The organism is Clostridium sp. CM042 (genome assembly GCF_055080995.1).
In genome coordinates this window covers 2,187,403-2,208,027 of the sequence record NZ_CM143646.1, presented here as the reverse complement: position 1 = coordinate 2,208,027, position 20,625 = coordinate 2,187,403, and the positions used below count along the sequence as shown (strand labels likewise).

The following is a 20,625-nucleotide window of genomic DNA, read 5'->3' as shown; positions in this document are numbered from 1 at the left end:
CTTTCACATAAGCAATGCAAAATATGGAGGTGAAGTAATTGGTATTTGATACTAATATTGCTATGGCTTTGAAAAATCCTAATGGTGAGTATAAAATTTGTGAACTGACAATATTTGAAATAGAGAACATGAAAACTGTATTTCCCTCTTTAAACGTTGAATTACATAAAGGTACTGAAATACTAATTAAGGTTAAGTGTTCTCTATGTGAGGAGTTTCATTTTTATCATTATAATATTAATGAGCTTTTTAAAATAAATATGGTCATAGGAGGATGTGAACAATTAGCCTTGCCTATATTTTTAATTGGCAAGAATCAAAAAGTTATTGAAAAAGTAAATGAATATAGAGAGACTATAGAGAAAATTTACGCTATGATATAAAAAAAATAGCAAGTAATTAGGCGGAACATAAAACTTTACAGGTTGCTGGGGAATTTAAATATAGTGGATTAAAATTATGAAATAGGATATAATTAGAAGAATATATCATTTCAAGAAAATTCATTGGATAGTAGGCTCGTTTTAAAATTCCCATGATATTTATTAAATAGATATTATATATGAAATACCCTTCGGAGGTGCAGATTTTTGATAAATAAAGATTTTGATAATAGGACAGTAGCCGAGCTGCGGGAACATTGCAAAGAACTCGGCATTAAAAATATTTCTAAACTTAAAAAAAGTGAATTAATTGAGGAAATAAAGAAGCTAACGCCAGTTTCTATGCAAAAGGATGGAGTTATATTAAGAGAAAAAATAAGTCCCAAAAACACTTCTACAGTTGAAGATAATATTATAGAAAATTCAGAGAAGCAAATCGAAATTAACCCAATTCAAACTACTCAAACTACCAATAATGCTGAACATGATACAGGTTTTAAAAATCAAAACGAAAATAAAAAAGAAAAGTTACAAGAAATGATAAATGAATCGGGATCGGCAAGAGGAGTCCTGGAAATAATTGAAAACAATAGTTATGGGTTTCTAAGAGGAAATAATTACTTGTCAGGTCCTGACGATATTTATGTTTCACCATCTCAAATTAGAAGATTTAACTTGAAAACAGGTGATGAAGTAGAAGGTAAGGTTAGAACACCTAAAGAGGGTGAAAAATTTAAAGCTCTGTTGTACGTACAGCAAGTAAATGGAGAAAACCCTGACAGAGCTGTTGGTAGAAGACCTTTTGAAAAGTTAACTCCAATTTATCCAACTCAAAGATTGACACTAGAAACATGTGCAACTGATTTGTCTTCAAGAATGATGGATATTATTTCTCCTATAGGAAAAGGGCAGAGAGGAATAATTGTAGCACAGCCAAAGGCGGGAAAAACAACACTTCTTAAAAAAATCGCTAACAGTATCTCTATAAATCACCCAGAAGTAAAATTAATTGTTGTGTTAATAGATGAAAGGCCTGAAGAGGTTACTGATATGCAGAGATCTATTAATGGTGAAGTTATTTATTCAACTTTTGATGAAGAACCAGATCATCATACAAAAGTAGCTTCTATGGTTCTTGAGAGAGCTAAAAGAATGGTAGAACAAGGCCAAGATGTAGTTATTCTATTAGATAGTTTAACTAGGCTTTCTAGAGCTTACAATTTAACTGTAACCCCTTCAGGAAGAACTTTATCCGGAGGACTCGATCCTAGTGCGCTTTTGATGCCGAAGAAATTTTTTGGAGCGGCTAGAAATATAGAAGAGGGTGGAAGTTTGACAATCCTTGCTACTGCTTTGGTAGAAACAGGAAGTAGAATGGATGATATGATTTTTGAGGAATTTAAGGGTACAGGAAATATGGAAGTTCACCTAGATAGAAAACTTCAAGAAAGAAGAATATTCCCAGCGGTAGATATTTATAAATCAGGGACAAGAAGAGAAGATTTATTACTTACTAAGATTGAAATGGAGACTATATATAATTTGAGGAAAATAATGTATAGAGAAGGTAATGCATTAGGTGTAACAGAAAAACTTCTAAATTTATTAACTACAACAAAGAGTAATAAGGAATTTTTTGAAATGATAAATAAGAATTTTGAATTATTAGCTAGATAACATAATTTTTAAATTAGTATAATTAAAAAAATGGAAAAGATAATTAAATCTTTTCCATTAATATATTATTCTACATTTTCGTTTTTTATGTTAAATTTCTTCATGAATCTATCAACTCTTCCACCGGCATCAATATTCTTTTGCTTTCCAGTGTAGAATGGATGGCAATTAGAACATACATCTACTTTAAGTTCTTGTTTAGTAGATCCTGTAGTAAAAGTGTTTCCACATGCGCATTTAACAACTGTGTCATGATGGTATTCTGGATGTATTGCTTCTTGCATATTTTTCACCTCTTTCAAAAAATAAATATATACCCGTATTGTCAACTCTTTAATTTTATCATATAATTAATAATTAAGTCAATAAGAATAAAAATATTTTTCACTTTAATATATATCATATATTTTATCAAAGTAAAAAAATATGTGTAGAATTTTCCACAGAATTATAAGGCATACTTAAAGCTGGCTTTTAAAACATGGATTAACAAATTGGAGGTAAAAATATGTATGGACCAAAAAATCATGGATGGGTGGAAGTTATTATAGGGCCCATGTACAGTGGGAAGTCTGAGGAACTTATACGTAGGATAAGAAGAATTAAAATTGCAAAACAGAAAGTACAGGTTTTTAAACCTGAAATTGACAATAGATACAGTAAGGGAGGCGTGGTATCTCACTGCGGAACTAAGGTAGATGCGGTTCCGGTTAAGGATAGCGCACAGATATTAGTGCTCTTAGATGCGGATACACAGGTTATTGCCATAGATGAGGTGCAGTTTTTTGACAAAGGTATAATTGATGTAATCACTACCTTAGCTGATAGCAATAAAAGGGTTATATGCGCGGGTTTGGATATGGATTTTAGGGGGATACCTTTCGGACCTATACCTACACTTCTGGCTGTAGCGGAATTTGTTGACAAAATTCAGGCTATTTGTGTAGTGTGTGGCAATCCTGCTACTAGAACTCAACGTTTAATTAATGGGAAACCGGCTAAATATGAGGATCCCATTGTCTTAATTGGAGCTACGGAATCCTATGAAGCAAGGTGTAGAAAGTGTCACATTGTTCCAAAAGAAGGGGGGTAACTATGGCTAAAAACATAAATGTAGGAGGTCAGGCAGTAATTGAAGGGGTTATGATGAGAGGAAGCACGGGAATTGCCACTGCGGTGAGAACTGAGCAAGGGGAAATTGTAGTGGAGAAAAAAGGCTATACATCTTACACTAAAAAGAATAAAATTTTAGGGCTTCCAATAATAAGAGGATTTGTTTCTTTAATTGAATCTTTAGTTATAGGTGTAAAAACTTTAAATTATTCAGCTTCTTTTTTTGAAGAAGAGGAAGAACCTTCAAAGTTAGATAAATGGATAGAAAAAGTATTCAAGGAAAAAAGTAATGATGTAATTATGGGGATATCTCTTGTTATTTCATTGATCGTATCTATAGGGCTATTTTTTATTTTACCAACTCTTGTAGCTAGTCTTTTTAGTAGAATGGGCGCAAGTACAATGGGCATGAATATTGTAGAAGGAATTATTAGAGTTTTAATATTTTTAATATACGTATATTTAATAGGGAAAATGGAAGATATCAAGAGGGTATATCAATATCACGGCGCAGAACATAAAACTATATTTTGTTATGAAAACAATGTTGAATTAACTCCAGAGAATGCAGCTAAGTTTGGAAGACTGCACCCAAGATGTGGTACGAATTTTTTGTTTTTAGTTATGATAGTTAGTATAATAATGTTTTCTTTAACTGGTTGGAATTCAATCTGGGAGAGAATAATGTATAGAATCATATTGCTTCCTTTGATTTCGGGTGTAAGCTATGAAATTATTAAATGGATGGGCAAAAGCACAGGTACCCTAGCTAAAGTCCTTTCTTATCCAGGATTAAAATTGCAGAACCTAACTACAAGGGAACCAGATTTGTCTCAAATAGAGGTGGCAATAAAGGCACTTAAAGTAGCTGAGGGTATTGAATGCGCTTAATATAAAAAACAAATGTATTCATCCCGTGGTAATCATAAATGAAGGTGGTAGTAAATGAATATAGGAGAAATACTTCTAGAGGCATATGAAATTTTAAAAAAAGTTCAGATTGAAAGCTATTTGTTAGATTCACAACTCTTACTTGGTAAGGTTTTAAATAAGGATAAATTGTTCATAATGCTTAATAGAGATTTTAATCTTAATCAAAAGCAGGAAAATGAATTTTCACGGTTAATTCAGATTAGAAAAAGTAAAATGCCTATAAAATACATTCTTGGTGAATGCGAATTTATGGGAATGGATTTCATAGTAAGGCCAGGAGTTTTGATACCAAGACCTGATACTGAAATTTTAGTCGAAGAAGTAATCAAGCATATAAATGAAAAAGCTTATACTAAAGTATGTGATGTTTGCAGTGGAAGTGGAGCGATTGGTATAGCCATAGCTGAAGTCATTAAAAGTGCGAAGGTAACACTGTATGATATATCTGGCGACGCTTTAACTGTGGCAAAATTGAATATAGAAAGATTTGACTTGGCTAATAGAGTTAACGCGGAGAATAGTGATTTATTGCAAGTATCTATTGAACAAAACAAGAAATTTGAGGTGGTAGTTTCTAATCCGCCTTATATAAGAGAAGCTGTTATACCAACTTTAATGGATGATGTAAAGGATTATGAACCGTATATAGCCCTTAGTGGTGGAAAAGATGGTTTAGAATTTTACAGGAGGATTACAGAGGAAAGTTTACAGGTTTTAGAAAAAGGGGGGCTTTTAGCTTTTGAAATAGGATATGATCAAAGAGAAGAAGTTATAGGTATTCTTTTAAAATCAGGATTTAAGAAGATAGAATGTATTAAAGATTTGGCTGGAAATGATAGGGTTATTAAAGCTATTTTAGTGTGATAAACGTTAAATCATCTCCTGCGGAGATGCACGGTTTCAAAGAAGATGCATAGCTTCGAAGAAGATGCATTAGTTGGGTGCAATTTGTATTTTGCACCTAATTGTGATAAAATAATATGATGTGAAAATATATATACGGAGTGATAAATATGTTGGATAGGCTTGATTTTACAGAAAATAAATACGATGAGATTTCAATTAAAATTGGCGACCCTTTGGTTATAGCTAATCAAAAGGAATGGCAAAAGTTATGCAAAGAACATGCAGAATTGGAAATACTCGTTACAAAATATAGAATATATAAAAAAGCTAAGCAAGATGTGGAATCAAACAAAGAAATGCTTAGAGAAGAATCAGATAAAGAAATGAAAGATATGATTCAAGAGGAGATTAAAGACTTAACTCAAACTAAAGAAACTATGCAGGAAGAATTAAGAATTTTACTTTTGCCTAAGGATCCAAATGACGAGAAAAATGTATTTGTGGAAATTAGGGCAGGAGCAGGTGGAGATGAAGCAGCATTGTTTGCAGCAAATCTATTCAGAATGTATACAAGATATGCAGAGCGTAATAGATGGAAAGTTGAAGTAATGAGTGCTAGTGAAACTGATATTGGCGGATTCAAAGAAGTGGTATTTATGATAAAAGGTGAATCTACATATAGTAAATTTAAATACGAAAGTGGAGTACACAGAGTTCAAAGAGTTCCGGATACAGAGTCAAGTGGAAGAATTCATACGTCTACGGCTACTGTTGCGGTTTTACCAGAGGTTGAAGATGTAGACATTGAAGTTAATGCTAACGATTTAAAGATAGATGTGTTTAGAGCATCTGGTAATGGCGGACAATGCGTTAATACAACAGATTCAGCAGTAAGAATGACGCATATCCCTACAGGACTTGTAGTTTCTTGTCAGGATGAGAAATCTCAGTTAAAGAATAAAGAAAAAGCTCTGAAAATATTAAAATCTAGATTGTTTGATAAAGCTGAAGCTGAAAGATCGGAAGGAATAGCTGAAGATAGAAGGAGTCAAGTAGGTACGGGAGATAGAAGTGAGAGAATAAGAACTTACAACTATCCTCAAGGAAGGGTAACAGATCATAGAATAGGGTTAACATTGTATAGATTAGAATCTTTTCTTGATGGAGAGATAGATGAAATGTTAAATAACTTAATAACTGCTGATCAAGCAGAAAAGATGAAATCCATGGGTAATAATTATTAGAATTTAGTGTAGGCACATGAAAATAGACTAGCATATTAATTTGTTATTTATTTGTTTGTGTTTTGTAAGAACTATTATTATTATTATTATTATTATTATTATTATAAATGAAAGGTGAAATTATGAATATAAATAAGGCCATTAGAAAGCAAAAGAAAACTTACAAACGGTTTATGCTATCAATGTGCTTTATTTTTGTTTTATTACCAAATATATTAATAGTATCAAAGATTATAAGTGTATTTTTCATAATATATTTAGTTTGCATCGAGCTGATGATTGCGTTTGTAGTACTTCTTAGATTTAATGAAGAATATATTGATTTTAAATTGGACTGGTACAAAATCAGTATATGGTGTGGAATTGCTAAGGGTAAGTTTATTATTATATGCAAAAAAGTTGATTTAGTTCATGCTAGTGGTAATGGTAAAAATTTAGAAATTATTATAATAACAAAGTCTAGATTTAGAAATAAAAAGATTAACCCTGTGGATATAAATTTTTTAAAAAAATATCCTTATGTAGCTCAAATGTATAACAAAATTAAAATTCAAAATTTAGAAGAAACTTATTTCTATTTTATAATTAATCATGGTGGATTTAAGAAATATATTTTACTAGATGACCTATATAGATCTTGTGTTCAAGCAGTCTTTTCTGATGGTGCTATAGAAAAAATTAAAGAATATAGAGATTGTGGCATAAACCCTCACTGACACAAATAAAATTAGTGTATAGAGAAATAAGCATAAAGCTAAACGCTTCTATACTTTATTCTCATATGGAATTGTAGCGTATATGGTTATAATTCTATAAAAGTGGGGGTATAAATTTGAATAGTAGTATTGTTTTGATAATCATATTCTCAGGAGTAATAGCTTTGATTGGTACTATGGCAGGGGCGTTTTTAGGTGTTCTTATGAACAAACCCTCACGAAAATTCTTAGGAAACATTATAGGATTTTCATCAGGACTTATGCTTTCTATTGTAGTTTTTGAACTTATTCCAGAAGCTACAAAAAAAACAGGATTGCTAGGAACCTTATTATTTTTAATTCTAGGCATTATTATTGTTGTAATAATAGACAAAATCAGCAATTTAAGTGGCAATGCAAATTCTCAATATACAAAGGTGGCTTTTATGGTTGGCATTGGAATAATGCTTCATAATTTCCCAGAAGGTCTAATAATGGGATTTGGGTTTGTTAATGGAGAAAACTTAGGACTTAAAATGAGCGTGATAATTGCAATACATGATGTGCCTGAAGGGTTGGCTGTGGCAGCGCCTCTAATGCTTTCGGGGACAAAAAGCAGAAAAATATTATTTTATGCTTTTTTAACAGCGTTGCCTACTGCAATTGGCGCTTGGATAGGAATTTATATTGGGAGCATATCTGTAAAAATATTAGGTGGTGCTCTAGCATTTGCGTCAGGTGTTATGTTATATGTGATTTACGGAGAGATGATTCCACAGTCTAAAAAGCTTTGGTCAGGGATTACAAACACATTGGGAATACTTTTGGGGATAATAGTTGGGTTAATAGTGACTAATGTGCTTTAACAGCTCCGTAGGAGATGATTTAACAGCTCCGTAGGAGATGATTTAACAGCACCGCAGGTGATGATTTAACAGCTCCATAGGAGATGATTTAACAGCACCGCAGGTGATGATTTAATTAAGAGGTGTAAGGATGAAAACGAAGATAACAATAATAGATGAAAATAATATTGAACAAAATATAATTAATGAGGCTGGACTCGTTATAGCTGAGGGCGGATTAGTTGTTTTTCCTACGGAAACAGTTTATGGTCTTGGTGCGAATGCCTTAGATAAGATTGCTGTAGAAAAAATTTTTAAGGCTAAGGGGAGACCACAGGATAATCCCCTTATTGTTCATGTAGCAGATTTTAATATAGAGTATTTAGTTAAAGAAATACCCTATATAGCCAAAGAAATTATGAATAGATACTGGCCTGGACCAATAACATTGATTTTTAATAAGTCTGATATGATTCCTATAACTACAAGTGCGGGACTCGATACTGTAGGGATACGTATGCCGGCGAGCCTCATTGCAAGAAAACTTATTGAGGCAGCTGGAACGCCTATTGCAGCCCCATCAGCTAATATATCAGGTAGACCTAGTCCAACTGATGTAGAAAGTTGTATTGAAGATTTAAATGGAAAGATAGAATATATTCTAGGTGGAGATAAAAGTGAAGTAGGCATTGAGTCAACAATAGTTGATTGTACTTGTGCTCCTTTATGTATACTTAGGCCTGGAGCTATAACCATTGAGATGTTAAGAGAAATAGATGAGAAAATATATATTGATAAAAATATAATGTCTAAACCAAAGAACGATTTTAAGGCTAAAGCACCTGGTATGAAGTATAGGCATTATGCACCAAAATCTCCAGTTAAAATTATATGTGGAGATTTAGAAAAAACTGTTGCAAAAATCAATGAAATAGTGCAGACTAATATGGGTAATAAAAAAATAGGAATTGTAGCAACAGATGAAACTAAAGAAAAATATCCTTACGGAACTGTTATTTCTTTAGGTAGCAGAAAGCACTTAGATAGTGTAGGTAGAAATCTTTTTGAAGTTTTAAGAAGTTTTGATGCTACAGATGTAGATTTAATATTATCAGAAGCATTTGAGGAAAAGGGTATAGGAGTTGCTATAATGAATAGGCTTAATAAATCTGCAGGCTTTGATATGATTGAAGTATAGTAGATAACAATTTATAGTTGATATCTATTACAGATGAATTTCAGGAGGATGACTATGGGTATATTGTATGGTTGTAATGAAAAAATGCAAAGAAGCTATATGCTAGAAGCTGTTTTTAGTAAAATATGTACTAAAAATATTATGGACCCATATGTTAAAGATACCTTAGTTTATTTGAAAAAATTTAGTGTATTAAAGAATAATGTATTCTTATTATTGGATAAGATAAAGAAGATAATAGTATTTAAATAGTTTATTTAAATGCCGATATCTTCTTTTTTTGTAACATAATATCTTTAGATAATAAAATATTTCTTGGAGGTGTTTCATAATGAAAATAGCATTAGGTAGCGACCATGGTGGTTTAAGTTTAAAAAAAGAGATTATTAAGCATCTGGAGAGTAAAAACATCCAGATAACGGACTTTGGTACTTATACTGAGGAGTCTTGCGATTATCCAGATTATGCACTAAAAGTTGCTCAGGAAATAGCAGTTAAAAATTTTGAACTAGGTATACTAATATGTGGTACAGGGATTGGGATAAGTATTGCTGCAAATAAAGTACCTGGGATAAGAGCTGCACTATGCAGCGACACTTTTAGCGCTCACGCTACGCGCGAGCATAATAATGCTAACATACTAGCGCTTGGCGAGAGAGTTGTTGGCTCTGGGTTAGCACTAGATATCGTAGATGCTTTTATTAATGCAAAATTTCAAGGGGATAGACATCAAAAAAGAATTGATAAAATAACTGAAATTGAGAAAAAATATTCTAAATAAACATTAAAAAATTAGGAGGAATTATATATGAGTAAAGTAACGCAAATCGCACATCCGCTTATACAACACAAATTGGCATACATAAGAGACAAAAACACAGGTTCAAAGTATTTTAGAGAGTTAGTTTCAGAGGTTGCAATGCTTATGGCTTATGAAGTTACACGTGATATACAATTAGAGGAAGTAGAAATTGAAACTCCTATTTGTATTACTAAATGTAAAGTTTTGGCTGGGAAGAAAATGGCTATAGTACCTATATTAAGAGCTGGTCTAGGAATGGTTGATGGTATGCTAAATCTTATACCGGCAGCTAAGGTTGGACATATAGGGATGTATAGGAATGAGGAAACATTGCAACCAGTTGAGTACTTCTGTAAATTGCCTCAGGACATTAGTGAAAGAGATATAATTGTTACAGACCCTATGATTGCTACAGGAGGTTCTGCGATAGATGCCATTTCAGCTCTTAAGAAAAGAGGAGCAAAAAATATAAGAATTATGTGTCTTATAGCTGCACCAGAGGGAATTAAGGCTATTACGGAAGCGCATCCGGATATAGATATATATGTAGCCTCAATTGATGAAAAATTAAATGAAAAAGGATATATTGTACCAGGGCTTGGTGATGCTGGAGACAGATTATTCGGAACTAAATAGTTAATTATTATAAATTATCTATGAAAACTTAAAAAGCAACTTACAGAAAATTATCTGTAAGTTGTTTTTTTGACTTAATTAAATTTTATTGAAAATATCTATTAAGTAATCCCTTAAATGCACAACCGTGACGTGCTTCATCCTTACACATTTCATGTACTGTATCATGGATTGCATCATAGTTAAGTTTTTTAGCTAAAGTAGCTAAATCTTTCTTACCTTGACAAGCTCCGTGTTCAGCATCAACTCTCATTTCAAGGTTTTTCTTAGTGTCTGCAGTTACTACTTCTCCAAGCATTTCAGCAAATTTTGAAGCATGCTCAGCTTCTTCAAAAGCTATTCTCTTATAAGCTTCTGCAACTTCTGGGAAGCCTTCTCTATCAGCTTGACGGCTCATTGCTAAATACATACCAACTTCAGTACATTCTCCAACAAAGTTAGCTCTTAATCCTTCTATAACTTCTGCATCTACCCCTTTAGCAACTCCAATGACATGTTCATCTGCCCATGACATATCATTTTCATTCTTCTCTACAAACTTATCACTTTTTGCACCACAAACTGGACAAACGCTAGGCGCTGAGTCTCCCTCGTGAATATATCCACATACTGTACAAACAAATTTCTTCATATTAATTTCCCCCTCGTATTCTTTTGAGTAAGATAACAATTATAAATTGTATCCCCTCGTATATTAGTTATATAATTTATTAAATAAATAAATTATATGTATTTACCTTTGCTACAATTACTAGTATACATCAACGGATAACAATTATCAAGTAAAATTTAATATCTTTTAGTAGAAAAAGTTCGAGCATATTCGACAAGCACATTAATTTAATATGTTTTCAATGCCATCTAAATCTTTTATTTGAATTAAATTCTTGTTGAAATCTATTAAGCCGTCAGCCTTCATATTCACAAGCTCTCTTGAAAGAGAGGGTCTCTGTACACCTAGATGATCAGCAAGGCTTTTTCTAGACATAGGAAGTAGGAGTGCTAAGTTTTTTTGAATTTCATATTGAGAAAGTAAGTAATTAGATATTTTTTGCCTTAGGGTTTCAAAAGAGAGTTCTTTAATCTTTCTATTTAATAAAAGAATTTTACTTGATAACAATTGCATGAAGTTGTTTAATACTTTAGGGTAGGAGCTACACATAGCTATAATATCTTTTTTTGAAATATAAAGTATAATTGAACCTTTATAAGATACTATAGTAGCCGGGTATATATTTGTCTCTGAAAAAGCGATTGCTTCTCCAAAAATTTTTCCTTTATCTAATTTTGCAAGGGTAACAACTTTTCCACTAGCATAATGTTTTTGTACTTCTAGTTTACCCTCAATTACAATGCCTAAAGATTCGCAGATTTCACCCTCAAGAGCAACAATGCAGGTTTGGCATTCAGTGCATTTTTTGCAGTTATCGGAAATCGAATAGTTTATACTTGTAATTAAATTTTGCAATTCTTCACAAGTTAAACCTTTAAATAAAATACAATGTCTTAAATGATTTACCAGATTATCCATCAAATCACCCTCAAATTTTTATTTTGGTAACGTAAGTTACATATTAGTATAAGTAATTTTAATATAATTAACGTATACAGTCAATTAAAAAATTAATTAGGCAGATGAAGATAAATAGAATAGCATACTGAATTGTTATTTATTTGAATGTGCATCAATGTGAATATATAAAAAAATGGAGGAGTTAAAATGAAAAGGAATATTATTAGTATAGATGAAAATAAATGTAATGGTTGCGGATTATGTATAAATGCTTGTCATGAAGGAGCCATAGAGCTCATGAGTGGCAAGGCTAAATTAATAAGCGATGAATATTGTGATGGATTGGGAGATTGTTTGCCGGAGTGCCCAACAGATGCTATCAAAATAATCCAAAGAGATGCTGTAGAGTATGACGTACAGGCCGTTGAAATAAAAAAGAAACAAAATGAGGCTAAACCTAATTCGCATTGTGGATGCCCTGGTACAATGGAAAAATCAATAAAAAGAAATGCGAATTTGAATGTTAAACTAGCAGCAACTAAAATAAGCAGTTACGATGATTCGCCGCTAGATTCAGAATTAAATCAATGGCCAGTACAGTTAAAGCTAGTTAATTCAAAGGCAGGGTTTTTAAAAGGTGCAGATATATTAATTGCTGCAGATTGCACAGCGTATGCTTATGGGGATTTTCATAAGGAGTTTATTAAAGGAAGAGTAACATTAATAGGATGCCCAAAGCTCGATGATAATGACTATTACAGACAAAAAATTTCAGAGATATTAGAAAACAATAATATTAAGAGTATTACGGTAGTTAGAATGGAGGTGCCTTGTTGCGCAGGTATTGTTAATTCTGTAAAGGAAGCTATGCTTCAAGCCGGAATAATAGTTCCATACAAAGAGGTAACTATTGGCATAAACGGAGTAATAATTTAGTATTGCTATAGGGGGCTGCAAACCACGCTTTTTCTATACTTGAGCACGTCAGGAAGGCATATAATATATGCTTTTCTTGACGTGTTTTATAGTAAGTTAACATATATAGTTCATTAAACACTTTAAATCATCGTTGTTTTAGTGTAAAATAATAGTGATTGATTATTAGATTATAAATTTAGTTTTTGATTTTTAATCTACATAATTAAAATATGTTTATATGAGGTATAATTATGGAAAGAATTGATAAGCATAATTATTATTTGGATATATGCGAAACAATATCTGAACGAGGTACTTGTTTACGTAGAAATTTTGCAGCTATAATAGTGAAAAATGATGAAATTATGTCTACTGGATATTCAGGAGCACCTAGAGGAAGAGCGAATTGTTGTGATTTAGGGGTCTGTAGAAGAGAAGAATTAAAAGTCCCAAGAGGGACAAGGTATGAACTTTGTAGATCAGTGCATGCTGAGCAAAATGCAATTATATCAGCCCGAAGAAATGATATGTTAGGGTCGACTTTGTATTTAGTTGGGAAAGAGGTTAATAGCGGTGAATTAGTTATAAATGCATCTCCATGTTCTTTGTGCAAGAGGTTTATAATTAATTCTGGTATAGAGAAGGTAATAATTAGAGAAAACAAAACTCAATATAAAATTGTATATGTAGAGGAATGGATAGAAAATGATGACTCAATTCAAGGTGATGGTGGATATTAATTATGAAATTCTGTAAATTAGTTTCATAAAGTTTAATGACATTTCAGCTTCGCAGAAGATGATTTAATCTATGTTTATCAAATAGAAACACTATTTTTGTGAAAGAAAGGTTTTTTTATGAGTAATATATATATTTTAGCAATAATTACAGCTTTAATTTCTTTTATAATTACTCCTTTAGTTAAGAAATTAGCAATAAAGGTGAATGCCATAGATATTCCTAAAGATGAAAGGCGAGTTCATAATAAGCCTATTCCAGTTATGGGAGGGCTAGCTATATACATAGCCTTTGTTATAGGAGTAATTTTATATAACGGCATCCTAACAACTTCCCAAATAGGTATAATTATTGGAGCAACTATTATTGTTATTGGGGGCATTATAGATGACATCAAAGATTTAAGTCCTAAATATAAGGTTTTAATACAGGTTATAGCGGCCATATGCCTTTTAGCATCAGATATAAGGATATCAACTGTAACTAACCCTTTTAGAGAATTCTATCCCTATCTAAGTATAGGATGGGTTTACATTCCGGTAACAATAATATGGATTGTAGGTGTGACTAATGCTTTTAATCTAATAGATGGATTAGACGGTTTAGCAGCAGGTATAGCATTTATATCTTCTGTTACTTTAATGATAGTTTCTTTGCTTAATGGAAGACTCGAAGCAGCATTTTTGACTGCTGTCTTAAGCGGTGCTGTTTTAGGATTTATACCATACAATTTCAATCCAGCTTCTATATTTATGGGGGATACGGGATCTCAATTACTAGGGTTTCTTCTGGCAGCTATTTCAATTGAAGGGGCTATTAAATCTGCAACATCTTTTGTCATTGCAGTACCAATTTTAGCCTTTGGATTACCTATTTATGATACCCTTTTCGCTATGATTAGAAGGAAGGTTAATGGGAAATCTATGATGCAAGCAGATAAAGGTCATTTGCACCATAGGCTTTTGGATATGGGACTTAGCCAAAAACAAGCAGTTATTATCATGTATTTTATAAGTGCTGTTTTAGGGGGGATTGCCATTATAGCTATGCAAATTAGTAATCAAAGGGCATATTTTTTGTTAGCATCAGTAATGGTTATAATAGTTTTAGTAGCTTGGAAATATGGCATTTTTAAGCAAAAAGAGTAATTTAAATATAATGATTTTAGTTGAAATGTAGTTATAAATTAAAATTAGGAGGTATCTGGTGGAAAATATTAAGGTTATAGTAATATTTGGTACAAGACCTGAGGCTATAAAAATGGCACCTCTTATTAAAGAATTAGAAAAAAAATCTCAAATACAATGCACGGTATGTGTAACAGCGCAGCACAGAGAAATATTAGATCAAGTCTTGGAAATTTTTAGGATTGTACCTCAGTACGATTTAAACATAATGAAAGCGAAACAAAGCTTAACAGGGATAACATGTTCTGTTCTTCAAGGTTTAGAGGAAGTTTTTGAAAAGGAACAACCGGATATAGTGCTTGTACACGGAGATACTACAACAACATTTGCAGCATCTCTGGCAGCTTTTTATAGAAAAATACCTGTTGGTCATGTAGAAGCAGGGCTAAGAAGTCATAATAAATTTTTTCCTTACCCAGAAGAAATTAATAGGAAGTTAACTGGCGCTTTAGCAGATTTGCATTTCGCACCTACAACTACCTCTAAAGAAAACCTATTAAGAGAGGGAATAGAGGAAAGCACTATTTTTGTTACGGGAAATACAGTTATAGATGCTATGAAGTTTACAATTAAAGAGAAGTATATTTTTGAAAATTGCGAGCTAAATGAAATTGACTATGAAAATAAAAAAGTCATAATGGTTACGGCCCACAGAAGAGAAAATTGGGGAATTGGAATTGAAAATATATGTAATGCGCTGAAAATTATTACGTGCGAAAATCAAGATGTTGAAGTATTATATCTAGTTCATCCCAATCCAGTAGTGAAAGATATGGTGTACAGCATTTTAAAAGGCGTAAGTAGGATACATTTACTTAAGCCTATTGATACAAAAGAAATTCATAATTTAATAAAAAAATGTTACCTAGTAATGACCGATTCAGGGGGAATTCAAGAAGAAGCTCCTCATTTAGGTAAACCAGTTTTAGTTCTTAGGCAAATTACAGAGAGAATAGAGGCAGAGCGGGCTGGTACAGTTAAGCTAGTTGGGACTGATATAGATAAAATTGTATTACATGCTAATAATCTTCTTAGAAATGAAGATGAGTATAATCACATGAGTAAGTCAATTAACCCTTATGGAGATGGGAATGCTTCTGCTAAAATAGTAGATGCATTAGTGGATTACTTTGATAAAGATAAAACATAAAGTCATATGAAAAATGCAATTAAGGTACTAATAAATAATTTTAAATTAAGTCTAAGAATGTAAAAATTAAATTCTTAGATTTATTTTTTTGCGTTTTTCACAAGTGAATCAGTTTAAAATAACGGTTTACAAAGTGAAAAAATTCAAATGCATGTATAACAACGAAATAGACTTAAATGTATCGTTTATTATGATATACGGTATTTAAAAGCTTATACCTACTGAAAAGTCTAAAATACAATGTATATTTTTAGCGTTGGATGATAATTATAAGATAAAATACGTAAAATATTATAATTTTTTTGAATTAAGACAATATATATGTTGCAATTGTTTTGAAAATAGAAAAAATTAAATAGAAAATATATCTACTAATAAATTTTTTGTAAATGTTTAACTGAATAGAATCTATATTTTAAAGTTCTTAAAAGTTAATAAAGTCACTAATATTGGAACAAATAGTGAGAATATTACGAATGTTTAGCACATTGAGCACATTGAAAGAAATAGATTAATTGAATAAAACAAGTATGCATTATTCTTTAAGCTTTAATATATCTTAAAACAGAGATATACAGAAGAAACATGAGATTATTAATAAAAAATCGACTTATAGCGTTATATATCTTTGAAAATTAAGAAATTCTAGGCTTTGTTTATGAAAATTAGTGGACTATAATATAAAAATATTAGCAAATGATGAGGGGTAGAAAAAAGTGAATGTTAAGTCAGCACAGATGTATAAAAAGATTAATTTTTTTAACTTTTTTATAGCACTTATTGGGATTGCGGTAATTTATTTTATTAATAAGAAATACGCAGTGTTTTTTTTATTAGGTCTAATATTAGCAAGTATTAATTTGTTATTCAATTTAATATCTGCTAATTTTATATTATGCAAAGTAAAAAACAAATGTGGGGTTGTTACTTTTTTCGGCTTTGCATTTAGGGTGATTATAGTATGTGTAATAGGCTTGATGGTTTTTAATTATTCTAATTTTGCTATAATTGCGTTTATATTAGGGTATAGTTCACAATTGATTTCTCTAGTACTTTACGGAATTAATATTAAAGAGTGTGAAGGGAAGTGAGCAAGTGGGAACGATTGCACAACTACCTAGTGTGAATTTGTTTGGATATAATTTTCAAATTACAGCTAGTTTAATAACACAGTGGGTAATAGTTTTGGTACTGATCTTATTAATAGCATTTATTAATAGAAATTTAAAAAAAATACCAGACAAAAAACAGAGTGTAGTTGAAATTTTTGTAGAATTTGTCCAAAAAACAATAGAAGAGACCATGGGTAAAAATTTTAAGGCTTTTGTTCCATTCATAGGTACATTGGGAATTTATCTTTTGTCAATGAATTTAGTAGGTCTATTTGGAATAAAGCCGCCTACTACAGACTATAGTGTAACTTTGGGAATGAGTTTAATTACATTTATAGTGATACAGGGTTATACAATTAAGAAATCCGGTGTTATACAGTATTTTACTGGCTATGCAAAACCATTACCTTTATTACTTCCAGTAAATATAATGGAGAGAGTTATGTTGCCGGTATCATTAAGTCTAAGGTTATTTGGAAATATGTTTGCGGCAACTATAATTATGGAATTAGTTTATAGTGCATTGAATAGCGTTACTTGGGTGGCGCAACTTGGAATACCGATACCATTACACATGTATTTTGATTTATTTGATGGTACTATCCAAATGATTATTTTTGTAATGTTAACAATGATTAATATTGTAATAACTTCAGAAGAGTAAAATAAAAATGAATAGGAGGAATATTTTATGGTTTCAACAGGATTTGTCGCAGGAATGTCAGCAATAGGAGCAGGAATAGCAGCACTTGGGGTTATAGGTGGTGGTATAGGAACAGGAAATGCTACAGCGAAGGCTGTGGAGGGTATTGCAAAACAACCAGAAGCTAGTGATAAAATAACAAGAGTGTTAGTTATAGGTGGTGCACTATCTGAAGCAACAGCTATCTATGGTTTCTTAATAGCGTTATTATTAATTTTATTCGGTGTAAAAGGTTAAAAAGAAATAGGTAAAGGGAAGGTAGGTGAAAGTTTCGGTTTCGTAATGGCAAAATAAATTTATAAACCGAGATTTTATATATATGGAGATAGGGATGAACTTAGGTAATATTATAGCTGCAATGATAAATTTCCTTATACTACTTTTTATGGCTAAACGTTATTTATTTACACCAGTAAATAAGATTTTAGATGCAAGAAAACAAGAATTAAATTCTTCTTTTGAACAAGCAAGAAATGATAAAGAAGAAGCTAAGAGATTGAAAATAGAAAATGGTGAAAAATTAAACTTAGCAAAAAAAGAAGGTAAGGAAATAGTTGAAAAATACAAACAAAAGGCAGAAAAAATATCTGGAGAATTAATTAAAGACGCAAAACAAGAGGCATTACTTATTATTGAAAGATCAAGAGTCGAAATAGAGAGAGAGCGAGAAAAGGCGCAAAGTGAAGTTAAAAAGCAAGTCATAGATTTATCTTTAGTATTATCTGAAAAAGCTCTTGAGCAGCACATAGATGAAAAAGAACACAGAAGACTGATTGAGGATTTTATTTTTAAGGTAGGTAGCTAAAATGTATGAATACTTAGATAAAAGATATGCACTTGCACTATATACAGTTGCTGAGGAAAAAGGGAAAGTTGAAGAATATTTAAATGACTTGCGAGAAATAGTTTCACTTATGAAGAATGACTCTGAGTTTTTAAAAGTTATTAAATACCCACAAATAAGTACTTCTGCAAAAAAGAAGATGTTTATTAGGATTTTTAAAGGCAAAATTGATGAAGATCTTTTATCTTTTTTACTTATTCTTATAGAAAAAGATAGAATATTGTTTACAGAGGAAAAACTTAAGCAGATGGAAAAAATCCACTTAGAGCGTAATAACACTTTATTAGTGGTGGTTAAAACAGTAATACCTCTTAAGGAAACCGAAAGAGAAAACTTGCGCATGAAATTATACAAAATGTATGATAAAAAAATCATATTTGATGAAAGATTAGATAAAAGCGTTATAGGCGGAGTATATATAAGGGTTGGCGATGACGTTATTGATGGCACGATAAAAAGTAGATTAGAGGAAATGAAAAAATTAATGTTTAAATAGGAATGGAGGTGAGTTTATGAATATAAAACCAGAAGAAATAACATCCATAATAAAGAAAGAAATTGAAAGATATGAAAAGACAATTGACACTGTTGACTCGGGAACAATAATTCAAATAGGTGATGGAATTGCTAGAGTATATGGGTTAGATGAATGCATGGAAAATGAACTTTTAGAGTTTCCTAATGGAATATTTGGCATGGCACTAAATCTAGAACAGGATAATGTCGGATGTGTACTTTTAGGACCAGAAGAGGGCATCAAAGAAGGGGACATAGTAAAAAGAACTGGTAGAGTGGTAGAAGTTCCTGTAGGTGAGGCTTTAATAGGAAGAGTTGTAGATGCTTTAGGTGTGCCAATAGACGGTAAAGGCCCAGTTAAGACTACGGAGACAAGAGCGGTAGAAGTCGAAGCGCCTGAAGTTATTGAAAGACAATCAGTTAAAGAACCGCTTCAAACTGGAATAAAAGCAATAGACTCTATGGTACCAATTGGAAGAGGTCAAAGAGAACTTATAATTGGAGATAGGCAAACAGGTAAAACAGCTTTAACTATAGATACTATTTTAAATCAAAAGGGCAAAGATGTTATATGTATATATGTAGCTATTGGTCAAAAGCAATCTACTGTTGCACATATTGTTAATACCTTATCTGAAATGGGAGCACTAGATTATACAATAGTTGTAGCAGCTACAGCGTCTCATTCAGCACCATTACAGTATTTGGCACCCTATGCTGGATGTAGTATGGGAGAATACTTTATGCATAATGGTAAGAATGTACTAATAGTATATGATGATTTATCTAAACATGCGGTGGCATATAGGGCTATGTCTCTATTACTTCGTAGACCGCCAGGTAGAGAAGCTTATCCAGGAGATATATTTTATATTCATTCAAGACTATTAGAAAGAGCAGCAAAACTTTCAGAAAAATTAGGTGGAGGTTCATTAACGGCCCTTCCTATAATAGAAACTCTTGCGGGAGATGTTACTTCTTATATACCAACTAACGTTATTTCTATAACAGATGGGCAAATATTTCTTGAGGCTGAATTGTTCCACTCAGGACAAAGACCGGCTGTTAATGCTGGAATATCTGTATCAAGAGTTGGTGGAAATGCTCAAATAAAAGCTATGAAACAAGTTACTGGAACTTTAAGGTTAGAACTTGCTCAATATAGAGAACTTGCAGCTTTTGCTCAATTTGGTACTGATCTTGATAAAGATGCAAAAATGAGACTAGAAAAAGGCAAGAGATTAATTGAAATATTAAAGCAAGATCAATATATGCCAGTGTCAGTAGAGGAACAAGTTATGATTTTCTTTGCTGGAACAAATAACTATCTTAGTGATATTCCAGTACATCAAGTAACAAGATTCGAGAGTGAATTTTTGGAGTATATGGACACCCATCATAGAGAAGTAGGTAAAGCAATAGTGGATAATAAGGTACTGGATGATAATATAAAACAGCAACTTATTGAGGCTATAGATGAGTTTAAAAAAATATTCTTAATTGAAAAATATTAACGACATTTCAGAAGTGAGTCGTTAGTGTAGCACCTAAAGGTGATGATTAATAGCGCCT

25 protein-coding genes are annotated in these 20,625 nt (G+C 31.8%); 22 read left to right on the top strand and 3 right to left on the bottom strand.

What is annotated here, in order from left to right:
* The first annotated feature begins 38 nt into the window (after positions 1-38).
* Positions 39-383 (top strand): hypothetical protein, encoded by a 345-nt coding sequence (locus ACWJJ7_RS10440; protein WP_462962082.1) that lies wholly within the window; start codon positions 39-41, stop codon positions 381-383.
* Positions 384-590: 207 nt separating this feature from the next.
* A complete protein-coding gene (gene rho, locus ACWJJ7_RS10435; protein WP_462962081.1) occupies positions 591-2,060 on the top strand; it encodes a transcription termination factor Rho in 1,470 nt (489 codons plus the stop codon).
* A gap of 65 nt (positions 2,061-2,125) precedes the next feature.
* Here the strand turns inward: rho and rpmE are convergent, their stop codons facing one another.
* Complete coding sequence (gene rpmE, locus ACWJJ7_RS10430; protein WP_462962080.1) at positions 2,126-2,344, bottom strand: 50S ribosomal protein L31; 219 nt, start codon at positions 2,342-2,344, stop codon at positions 2,126-2,128.
* Positions 2,345-2,568: 224 nt separating this feature from the next.
* Between rpmE and ACWJJ7_RS10425 the strand changes: the two genes are divergently transcribed.
* From ACWJJ7_RS10425 to upp, 10 genes are all read left to right on the top strand, one after another.
* Positions 2,569-3,153: a thymidine kinase gene (locus tag ACWJJ7_RS10425; RefSeq protein ID WP_462962079.1), complete on the top strand. Its 585-nt coding sequence runs from the start codon at positions 2,569-2,571 to the stop codon at positions 3,151-3,153.
* A gap of 2 nt (positions 3,154-3,155) precedes the next feature.
* Positions 3,156-4,064: a DUF1385 domain-containing protein gene (locus ACWJJ7_RS10420; protein WP_462962078.1), complete on the top strand. Its 909-nt coding sequence runs from the start codon at positions 3,156-3,158 to the stop codon at positions 4,062-4,064.
* Between the two features lie 54 nt (positions 4,065-4,118).
* A complete protein-coding gene (prmC, locus tag ACWJJ7_RS10415) occupies positions 4,119-4,970 on the top strand; it encodes a peptide chain release factor N(5)-glutamine methyltransferase (protein WP_462962077.1) in 852 nt (283 codons plus the stop codon).
* 149 nt (positions 4,971-5,119) lie between these two features.
* A complete protein-coding gene (gene prfA, locus ACWJJ7_RS10410; protein WP_462962076.1) occupies positions 5,120-6,196 on the top strand; it encodes a peptide chain release factor 1 in 1,077 nt (358 codons plus the stop codon).
* Positions 6,197-6,318: 122 nt separating this feature from the next.
* Positions 6,319-6,912, top strand: coding sequence for a hypothetical protein (locus tag ACWJJ7_RS10405; protein ID WP_462962075.1), 594 nt, complete (start codon positions 6,319-6,321; stop codon positions 6,910-6,912).
* Between the two features lie 116 nt (positions 6,913-7,028).
* The gene (locus ACWJJ7_RS10400; RefSeq protein ID WP_462962074.1) at positions 7,029-7,757 is read left to right on the top strand and encodes a ZIP family metal transporter; all 729 of its coding nucleotides are present in this window, start codon (positions 7,029-7,031) and stop codon (positions 7,755-7,757) included.
* Between the two features lie 130 nt (positions 7,758-7,887).
* Positions 7,888-8,934: an L-threonylcarbamoyladenylate synthase gene (locus tag ACWJJ7_RS10395; protein WP_462962073.1), complete on the top strand. Its 1,047-nt coding sequence runs from the start codon at positions 7,888-7,890 to the stop codon at positions 8,932-8,934.
* Between the two features lie 54 nt (positions 8,935-8,988).
* Positions 8,989-9,186, top strand: coding sequence for a hypothetical protein (locus ACWJJ7_RS10390; protein ID WP_462962072.1), 198 nt, complete (start codon positions 8,989-8,991; stop codon positions 9,184-9,186).
* Positions 9,187-9,265: 79 nt separating this feature from the next.
* On the top strand, positions 9,266-9,715 hold the full coding sequence (gene rpiB / locus ACWJJ7_RS10385; protein WP_462962071.1) for a ribose 5-phosphate isomerase B: 450 nt from the start codon (positions 9,266-9,268) through the stop codon (positions 9,713-9,715).
* A gap of 27 nt (positions 9,716-9,742) precedes the next feature.
* Positions 9,743-10,372 carry a uracil phosphoribosyltransferase gene (upp, locus tag ACWJJ7_RS10380; RefSeq protein ID WP_462962070.1) on the top strand — a complete coding sequence of 210 codons (630 nt, stop codon included), beginning with the start codon at positions 9,743-9,745 and terminating at the stop codon, positions 10,370-10,372.
* 85 nt (positions 10,373-10,457) lie between these two features.
* Here upp and ACWJJ7_RS10375 read toward each other — a convergent pair whose 3' ends face one another.
* A complete protein-coding gene (locus ACWJJ7_RS10375) occupies positions 10,458-11,003 on the bottom strand; it encodes an NADH peroxidase (protein WP_462962069.1) in 546 nt (181 codons plus the stop codon).
* A gap of 204 nt (positions 11,004-11,207) precedes the next feature.
* On the bottom strand, positions 11,208-11,903 hold the full coding sequence (locus tag ACWJJ7_RS10370) for a Crp/Fnr family transcriptional regulator (RefSeq protein WP_462962068.1): 696 nt from the start codon (positions 11,901-11,903) through the stop codon (positions 11,208-11,210).
* A 189-nt stretch (positions 11,904-12,092) separates the two neighbouring features.
* Between ACWJJ7_RS10370 and ACWJJ7_RS10365 the strand changes: the two genes are divergently transcribed.
* The 10 genes from ACWJJ7_RS10365 to atpA all read left to right on the top strand — a co-directional run bounded on the left by ACWJJ7_RS10365 (position 12,093) and on the right by atpA (position 20,567).
* Entirely contained in the window at positions 12,093-12,821 is a 729-nt protein-coding gene (locus tag ACWJJ7_RS10365) for an ATP-binding protein (protein ID WP_462962067.1), read from the top strand.
* A gap of 233 nt (positions 12,822-13,054) precedes the next feature.
* Positions 13,055-13,543, top strand: coding sequence for a deoxycytidylate deaminase (locus ACWJJ7_RS10360; protein ID WP_462962066.1), 489 nt, complete (start codon positions 13,055-13,057; stop codon positions 13,541-13,543).
* A gap of 117 nt (positions 13,544-13,660) precedes the next feature.
* The gene (locus ACWJJ7_RS10355) at positions 13,661-14,689 is read left to right on the top strand and encodes a glycosyltransferase family 4 protein (protein ID WP_462962065.1); all 1,029 of its coding nucleotides are present in this window, start codon (positions 13,661-13,663) and stop codon (positions 14,687-14,689) included.
* Positions 14,690-14,747: 58 nt separating this feature from the next.
* Positions 14,748-15,878 (top strand): non-hydrolyzing UDP-N-acetylglucosamine 2-epimerase, encoded by a 1,131-nt coding sequence (wecB, locus tag ACWJJ7_RS10350; RefSeq protein WP_462962064.1) that lies wholly within the window; start codon positions 14,748-14,750, stop codon positions 15,876-15,878.
* A gap of 716 nt (positions 15,879-16,594) precedes the next feature.
* Positions 16,595-16,969 carry an ATP synthase subunit I gene (locus tag ACWJJ7_RS10345; protein WP_462962063.1) on the top strand — a complete coding sequence of 125 codons (375 nt, stop codon included), beginning with the start codon at positions 16,595-16,597 and terminating at the stop codon, positions 16,967-16,969.
* Between the two features lie 4 nt (positions 16,970-16,973).
* Entirely contained in the window at positions 16,974-17,654 is a 681-nt protein-coding gene (locus ACWJJ7_RS10340; protein ID WP_462962062.1) for a F0F1 ATP synthase subunit A, read from the top strand.
* A 27-nt stretch (positions 17,655-17,681) separates the two neighbouring features.
* On the top strand, positions 17,682-17,930 hold the full coding sequence (gene atpE, locus ACWJJ7_RS10335; RefSeq protein ID WP_165413064.1) for an ATP synthase F0 subunit C: 249 nt from the start codon (positions 17,682-17,684) through the stop codon (positions 17,928-17,930).
* A gap of 94 nt (positions 17,931-18,024) precedes the next feature.
* Positions 18,025-18,498, top strand: a complete 474-nt coding sequence (locus ACWJJ7_RS10330) for a F0F1 ATP synthase subunit B (protein ID WP_462962061.1) — start codon at positions 18,025-18,027, stop codon at positions 18,496-18,498.
* Between the two features lies 1 nt (position 18,499).
* The gene (locus tag ACWJJ7_RS10325) at positions 18,500-19,033 is read left to right on the top strand and encodes a F0F1 ATP synthase subunit delta (protein ID WP_462962060.1); all 534 of its coding nucleotides are present in this window, start codon (positions 18,500-18,502) and stop codon (positions 19,031-19,033) included.
* 16 nt (positions 19,034-19,049) lie between these two features.
* The gene (atpA, locus tag ACWJJ7_RS10320; RefSeq protein WP_462962059.1) at positions 19,050-20,567 is read left to right on the top strand and encodes a F0F1 ATP synthase subunit alpha; all 1,518 of its coding nucleotides are present in this window, start codon (positions 19,050-19,052) and stop codon (positions 20,565-20,567) included.
* The last annotated feature ends 58 nt before the right edge of the window (positions 20,568-20,625 follow it).